This is a genomic window from Nocardia sp. NPDC058497 (assembly GCF_042720195.1).
Lineage (GTDB): Bacteria > Actinomycetota > Actinomycetes > Mycobacteriales > Mycobacteriaceae > Nocardia.
Genome location: NZ_JBHXMY010000304.1, coordinates 1 through 7153 on the forward strand (window position 1 = coordinate 1; position 7153 = coordinate 7153).

At 68.4% G+C, this 7153-nt stretch carries 6 protein-coding genes; 4 read left to right on the forward strand and 2 right to left on the reverse strand.

Annotation, left to right across the window (positions count from 1 at the left end; all coding sequences use genetic code 11):
* Positions 1-25: 25 nt before the first annotated feature.
* Complete coding sequence (locus ACFWPJ_RS19940) at positions 26-619, reverse strand: lipocalin family protein (RefSeq protein ID WP_378853391.1); 594 nt, start codon at positions 617-619, stop codon at positions 26-28.
* A gap of 181 nt (positions 620-800) precedes the next feature.
* On the opposite strand from ACFWPJ_RS19940, the gene ACFWPJ_RS19945 reads away from it, so the two are divergent.
* On the forward strand, positions 801-1637 hold the full coding sequence (locus ACFWPJ_RS19945) for a MerR family transcriptional regulator (RefSeq protein ID WP_378853392.1): 837 nt from the start codon (positions 801-803) through the stop codon (positions 1635-1637).
* Between the two features lie 83 nt (positions 1638-1720).
* On the opposite strand, the gene ACFWPJ_RS19950 is transcribed toward ACFWPJ_RS19945, so the two are convergent.
* A complete protein-coding gene (locus tag ACFWPJ_RS19950; protein ID WP_378853393.1) occupies positions 1721-3088 on the reverse strand; it encodes a TIGR01777 family oxidoreductase in 1368 nt (455 codons plus the stop codon).
* Between the two features lie 123 nt (positions 3089-3211).
* On the opposite strand from ACFWPJ_RS19950, the gene ACFWPJ_RS19955 reads away from it, so the two are divergent.
* The 3 genes from ACFWPJ_RS19955 to ACFWPJ_RS19965 all read left to right on the forward strand — a co-directional run.
* Positions 3212-5023, forward strand: coding sequence for a multicopper oxidase family protein (locus ACFWPJ_RS19955; protein ID WP_378853394.1), 1812 nt, complete (start codon positions 3212-3214; stop codon positions 5021-5023).
* A gap of 148 nt (positions 5024-5171) precedes the next feature.
* On the forward strand, positions 5172-6410 hold the full coding sequence (locus ACFWPJ_RS19960) for an oxygenase MpaB family protein (RefSeq protein WP_378853397.1): 1239 nt from the start codon (positions 5172-5174) through the stop codon (positions 6408-6410).
* Between the two features lie 17 nt (positions 6411-6427).
* The coding region (locus ACFWPJ_RS19965) for a lipocalin-like domain-containing protein (RefSeq protein WP_378853395.1) at positions 6428-7153 on the forward strand (726 nt) is incomplete at its 3' end.

A 7153-nucleotide genomic window follows, 5' to 3' on the forward strand; every position in this document is an offset into this window, starting at 1 on the left:
CGGGTGAACAGTGCGATGGCGACGCTCATCGCGTGCAGAGGGGTCGTACGTCGTCACGTCCGCCGGTCGTCGGCGAGGTGAGATACAGGCAGGGGTCCTGGCCCGCTGCCCGGATCGCATCGTCGACCTGCTGCCAGGTGGTGTTGTCCAGCGCCGGGGTGCGGGAGAGGACGAAACCGGAGAGCCTGCTCGGAGCGGTGACCAATGCCCACGAGTAGTTCGCGCCGAGCGCGGTCACGAGGTAGTTGGTTGGACCCTCGCGCCGGTCCTGACCGGGAACGCTGGGGAAGCTCACGTGCAGTTGGGCGTTCGTGACCGGGTCGTTCACCGTGGCGGTGCCGCGGATCTCGTCGACGCCGCCGGTCCAGGTGTGGCAACGATTGTGGACGCCGATGTCGCCCTGGGAATCGAGGGTGTAGGTGGCGGTGGTGTCGCGCGCGCAGTTGAGGTTGAAGACCTGCGGTATCGCGGCGAGCTGATGCCATTCGCCGAGATAGCGGTTCAGCTCGAGCCGCGGTACGGGGGCGGGTGGTGCCGCTGCCGCGGCGCCCACCCCGGTGAGGCTCGCCGTCGCGGCAAGTGACAGGGCAGCGATCCATGGGTTATGTCGAGTGCGCACGGGAAGCTCCTCGAGATCGATGGTGTGGCCAGAATATCAGAAAACGATGCATAATTGATTCATGAATCGGCCGGTTCGGCGGGATGCCGCGATGTCGGACCGGCCTACCGGCGGGGCCGCGCCGACGCGCGCGGACCCGGCAGTGGCGTGCGGGCCGGGGCGTTCGGGGCAGAATGAAACGATGCCCGCCGGTTCTGCTCCCGCCACCGCCGTGGCCGGTTACACGGTGCGCGCGGTGGCCGAACGCCTCGGCATCCCGACCGCCACCCTCCGCAGCTGGAACCGCCGCTACGGGATCGGGCCCGCGCAAGATCGTCCGGGTCGCCATCGGCTCTACTCCGACGCCGACATCGCCGTGCTGGAGCACATGCTCGAACTGATCGGCGGCGGCGCGAGTCCGGCGGGCGCCGCTGCGGCGGCGCGCGGGCCCGCGCCGGTGCTCGGAGACCGTGCGCCCCTGCTCGATGCGGCGTTCGCGTTGGACACCACCGCCGCCTGCGCTCATGTGGACGCACACGTGCGGGCCTACGGTGTCGTGCAGACCTGGGAAGCGCTGTGCCGCCCCGCCTTTGCCGATATCGTCGCGCGCCAGGGTGCGGGCGAGGCATGTATCGATGTCGAGCATCTCCTGTCGTGGTCGATCGGTGCGGTCATGCAGCGAGTGACACCCGCGCCGGGTGGCGCACCGGTGCTGCTGGCGTGCACCAGCGGCGAAACACATTCGCTACCACTGGATGTTGTGCGTGCCGCGCTGGCGCAGGCCGGGGTCGGTGCGCGCATGCTGGGCGCCGACGTTCCCACCGACGCGTTGTCCGGCGCGCTGGCCCGGCACGCGAGCGCGCCCGCGGTGCTGCTGTGGTCCCAGCGCGAATCGACCGCCCTGACCTCGGCGGTGCTGGCCTGCGCGGCGGCCGGGGCGCGGGTGCTCGTCGGCGGGCCGGGCTGGGACGTCGTGATGCTGCCCGACGCGGCCGAGCGGATCGGTGGTCTGGCCGCCGCGGTGGAAGCCCTCAGCTGACCCCGGACTAGCAGCATGCTGCTGCGATGTAGTCGGTGAACGATGCGTAATCGATGCAGCCGGGGGATGTCCGTCAGTGGGATTCAGCCTGCTCCGGTGGATGTCGTGGTCCGGCCGAGGAGATGGCGCAGGGTCTCCTCCAGTCCCGCTGTGCGGAAGGTGTGCCCGGCGTCGGCCAGCCGTGACGGAATCACCCGCTGATTCGCCTCGGCGAGTTCGCGCGCACCTTGCTTGCCGAGCAGGAGTGCCGGTCCGAAACCGGGGACCGGTAGCAACGCGGGCCGGTGCAGCACCTTCGCCAGCACGCGGGTGTACTCGGTGTTTCGAACTGGCTGTGGCGCAACAGCGTTGACCGGGCCAGAGAGGGTGGTATCCCAGAGTGCGCGGTGAAACACGTCGACGAGATCGTCGATGCCGATCCACGACATCCACTGTCTGCCGTCGCCGATCCGCCCGCCGAGTCCGGCGGCGAACAACGGCCGCAACAGGCGCAGGGTGCCGCCTCGCGGTGACTGGACGATGCCGGTCCGCACCTGCACAGCACGCACTCCCGCCCCGGCGGCGGGCGCGCAGGCGGCCTCCCACTGGTCGACCACATCGGCCAGGAATCCGTCACCACGCTCGGACTGTTCGGTCAGTGCTTCCTCGCCGCGGTCGTAGCCGTAGTAGCCGATGGCGGAGGCGCTGACGAAGGTCCCGACTTCCGACGCGGCGGCGACTTCGGCGAGTCGCCGGGTCGGTTCGATGCGGCTCTCGGCCACCGCACGCTTGTGTTCGGTGGTGAATCGGCCCGCGATCGAGGCGCCCGCCAGATGAACCACGGCATCGATGCCGTCCAGGAGGTCGGCAGCCGGATTGGAAGGGTCCCAACGTCGTTCGTCGGGATGACGTGCGGGATGCCGGACCAGGTGCACCACGCGGTGACCCCCGGTGCTGAGGAAGGCGCTGAGTGCCGTGCCGATCAGGCCGGACGCGCCGGTGATCGCGATCGTGGTCGGCCGGTAGCCGGATTCGCTCGCGCGGTGGTGGGCGGCGAGGTCGTTCGCCAGCTGGCGGTAGCGGTAGTCGAAGATCGGCCGCAATGCCGATTCGGGAACGGGTGTCCGCACCCGGTCGATGACGCGGGTGTGCTCGTCGTCGACTTCGGCGAACTCGTGGATGTGGCGCCACGGCAGCAGTCGGGCGAGGGGGAGTGAGGCCGGGCCTTCGGCCGCGACGGCATCGGCGAACCGCTCGGGCGGTAGGTACTCGCCGGGGTCGTGCTGGGCGATCCAGCGCAGTCCGCCGGGGAAGCCGAGGACCGCCCGGCCGGTGGCCAGCGAATCCGCTTCGGCGAGCAAGGTCACCGGCTGCCACGGTGGTGCCAGCCGTGTGAACGCGCCGCGACGAGAAAACCAGGCGAAGACCGCGGCCCTGGGGGTTGCAACGATGTCGGAACAGTCGATGCCCATGACTCCACAGTAGCCATAAGACCTGGTCACGGAACCGCTACATCCAAAGGGGTACTGCCCACTGTACCCGGTGGTATGGTCGCCCATCGTGCGGGCAACGGTGCAGCACGGAAGGGCTCGACCATGGAACATCCGATCGAACGCCGCCGGTTTCTGCGTGTGGCCGGCGCGGGTCTGCTCGGTGCGGTGCTGATCGAGGCGCCGGCCTCGGCGGCTCCCGTCGCACCGCCCGGGGTACGAAGCCCGCTGCTGTTCCATTCCCCGGCAGTCGAACCGTTCGTCGACGAAATGCCCCGGCTGCCCGTGGTCCGCGGTGACCGGCTCGACCTCGTCGCCTCGACCACGACTCACCGCTTCCACCGTGACCTGCCGGAATCCCCGGCGCTGGGCTACAACGGGATGAGCTATCTGGGACCCACGATCGAGCATCCGGTGGGATCGCGGCTGCGGGTGCGCTTCGAGAATCGGATGACCACACACCCGCTCGCCGCCGACATGGACACCAGCCTGCACGGTGTCGCCGAGAGTTTCCGCGCCACGCCGCCGTCCTCACTGCATCTGCACGGTGGTGTGACACCGTCGGACAGCGACGGCCATCCCGAGCAACTCGTCTACCCGGGTGGCCGCATCGACCACGATTTCCCCTTGGTCCAGGACGCCGGTCACCTGTGGTACCACGATCACGCGATGGGCATCACGCGGGTGAACGTCTACGCCGGACTGGCCGGAATGCTGCTGCTCCGCGACGAATTCGACACCGGCGAACCCGGCAACCCGCTGGGTCTGCCCGCGGGGGAGTTCGAGATTCCCTTGGTGTTGCAGGAGAAACTGTTCACCGCCGACGGGCGTCAATCGGTCCGGTCGACGCCGGTGGTGCCGGAAGGTGGCTGGGAAGGCGGGGCGGTCGGGGACATCGGCCTGGTCAACGGCAAGATCTGGCCGTATCTGCCAGTCGCGCGCGGTCTCTACCGATTCCGGGTGCTCAATGCCGCGTCGTTCAGTGTGTGGAATCTGTTCTTCGGCAACCGGATGCGGTTCTGGGTGATCGGCAACGATCACGGCCTGCTCGACGCGCCCGTCGCGGTGCACGAGCTGCGGTTGTCACCGGGCGAACGAGTCGATCTGCTGGTCGATTTCACCGAACTGGACCCTGGCGAGACGGTCGAACTGCGCAACGACGAGGCGCCGGTGTTCCAGGCCGCGATCCTCGGTGAGGTCGCGATGCCGATGTTCTGCCAGTTCCGGGTGCAGGACCGACCGGGCTTCTCCGGCGGTGTGCCGGAACGGTTGCGCGGCGGCACATTCGGGCCGCCGGTGCTACCACCGATCGAGACGCCGACCGTGATCCGCACTGTCACGGTGAGCCAGCCCTACGAGCTGCGGGTGCCGCCCGCGATCATGTCGCTGAACAACCTGACCTTCGCCAGCCCCGATATCGAAATGCCACGCCAGGGCACCGTCGAACAGTGGGACATCGTCAACATCACACCCGACCCGCACCCGATCCACCTGCACCTGGTCACTTTTCGCATTCTCGGCCGGACACCACTGCGGACGGTCGACTATCAGCTGGCCCATCCGCAGCCGCCGGTCGGGCAGAAATGGGTCCCGTCGCCGCAAGGCTTCCTGGCCGGTCCGATGCAGCCGCCGCAGCCATGGGAGGCGGGTCGCAAAGACATCGTGCGGGTCGACGGCGGGACGGTCACCAGCGTCATCGTCCGGTTCCCGACCGCGGCGGAACTCGGCTTCGATCCGGACGCGACCTTTCCCCGCAGGCCCGCGACCGAACTCGCGGGCGCGGACAGCCATGGCGGGCACCGCGTCACCGACCATGCGGGTCATCACCCCGACGACCTGCAAGGTTACGTCTGGCACTGTCACCTGCTCGACCACGAGGACCACGACATGATGCTGAAATACCGCATCGTGCCGTAGGAGCGGCAGCATTCCATACTTTCAGGTACGGACATGTGTGCTTCGTAGTATGGTCGGTGCATCGCGACGCCGATCGCAGTCGCTGAGCGAATTGAACGTCAGGAGGCCGACAGTGGCCGATATCGTCGAAGATCGTGTCCAGCCGCCGGTGAAGTGCCCCACCGCTTTTCGCTATTGGGAAGCCCGCGTTACGCCGGCCGTGCGCCGGATCGAACGCGTCTTCGCGGCCGTCACCAGGCAACCGCTGTTCCCCAGCGACGAGCAGGCAGCCGCCCTGTGCGAGGACCTGTTCACCGGCGACCCGGTGGCCGAACGGTTCGTCGCCGAGGTCATACACGGCGAGATCGGATCGAAAGCCGGTCGCCGGATGCTGGACACGGCCCTCGCCGAGGGTATCGATGCGGTGCCCGACGCACCGGAATCCATGCGCGCGCTGTTCGCCGAGTTCGAGACGGTACCCGACTGGGTGGTGCCCGAACTGGTGGAACAGGGCGCGGCGATCTGGCGGCGCTGGGGCACCATGCTGTTCAGCTTCGCCGGTGCCGAAACTCTCGAGATGTACACCGAAGCCGCGGTCGCGACCCCGCTGTCGCTGGCGGGCGGGTACGCCGGGGACAGCGCGCTGCGCCGGTTCCTGGAGACCACCCGCTTCTGGATGGACGTCTCCGCCCGCGACGCGCTGCTCACCCCCGGCTCGGCGGGCCGGGCCACCGCGCTGAAGGTGCGGGTCATGCACGTGTCGGTGCGGGCCAAGGTCGCCGACCATCCCGAGTGGGACATCGAACGCTGGGGTCTGCCGATCAGCCAGACCTACCAGATGCTGACCCTGCTGGGCGGCAGCGTGACACCCGGCCTCGGCCTGTGGGCGCTGGGCTATCAGACGACACCGTCGGAAATCCGTGCGCTGCTGCACTTTCAGAAGTACATGGGCCATCTGCTCGGCGTGCGGTTGCGCTGGTATCCGGAGACCGTCCTGGACGCGCTGCGGGTGCTGGCCATGACGATCGCGTCGCGGTCCTACGACGCCGGACAGCACGGGACGGAACTGATCGAGTCCTATCCGGCGGCGTTCGCGCCTCGCGACGGTCACCGTGGCCTGACCCGGTTGCGCGAGATGTACAACTACCGGGTCAATTCCGTGTACTCCGCGATGTACATGGCGCCCGGCACCCGCCGCCGCTACACCATGCCGCCCGCGTTTCCGTGGATCCTCATTCCGATCCTGCGCTTTCCGGCGATCACCGCGATGGAGATCGCGCGCCGGGTCTGCCCGCCGTTCGCACGCGTGCACGAGAAGCTCATGCTCGCGCATCGCGAGAACTGGTACCGGGCCCAGATGCAGGGTCGCGAAGCGGCCTTCGACGCCAGCGGCGCGCTGCGCCGATGAACCCACCGAAAGCAGCCATGACTACCGCAGACATCGTCGAAGTATGGAACGGGCCCGGACGTCAGGACGGCGTGCTGACACCGGTGCAGCCCCGGCACAACGGATTACATCCGTCGCCGAGCAAGCTGGCCTTCGAACACTGGTATTTCGACGCGCACCTCGACACCGGTCACGTGGTGATCGGCTTCCTGACCAAACGCCGCCCCGAGGATCTGCCTCTCGCGCGGCCGTGGGTGGAGATGATGGTCTACGCGCCCGACGGCACCCGTCGTCAGGTGTCGCAGCGTTATCCCCGCTCGGCCACCTCGTTCTCCACCGATGGCTGCGACGTGCGCGTCGGCCACAACACCGCGCGCACCGAATTCCGGGCCGACGGGCTCCCGACCCACCACCTGCGCATGGCCGAGGACGGCATCGTCTTCGACCTGCGGTTCCACAACGAAGTGCCCAGCTGGATGCCGGGCAAGGGCGAAACCCGCTTCGGCGCCAAGGATTCCTTCGGCTGGATGGTCGGCGCCCCGCGGGCACGGGTGACCGGCGCGATCGAACTCGACGGCGTGCGGCACGAGGTCACCGGGCGTGGGTATCACGACCACAACTGGGGCGTCGGCGACATGAAGAAGATCATCGAGCGCTGGCATTGGGGACGGCTCTACGTCGAGGACTACTCGCTGCTGTTCGCCTCGGTACTGACCCAGCAGCGCCGAGGCGGGCACGAGATCAGCCCGCTGATGCTCGCGCAC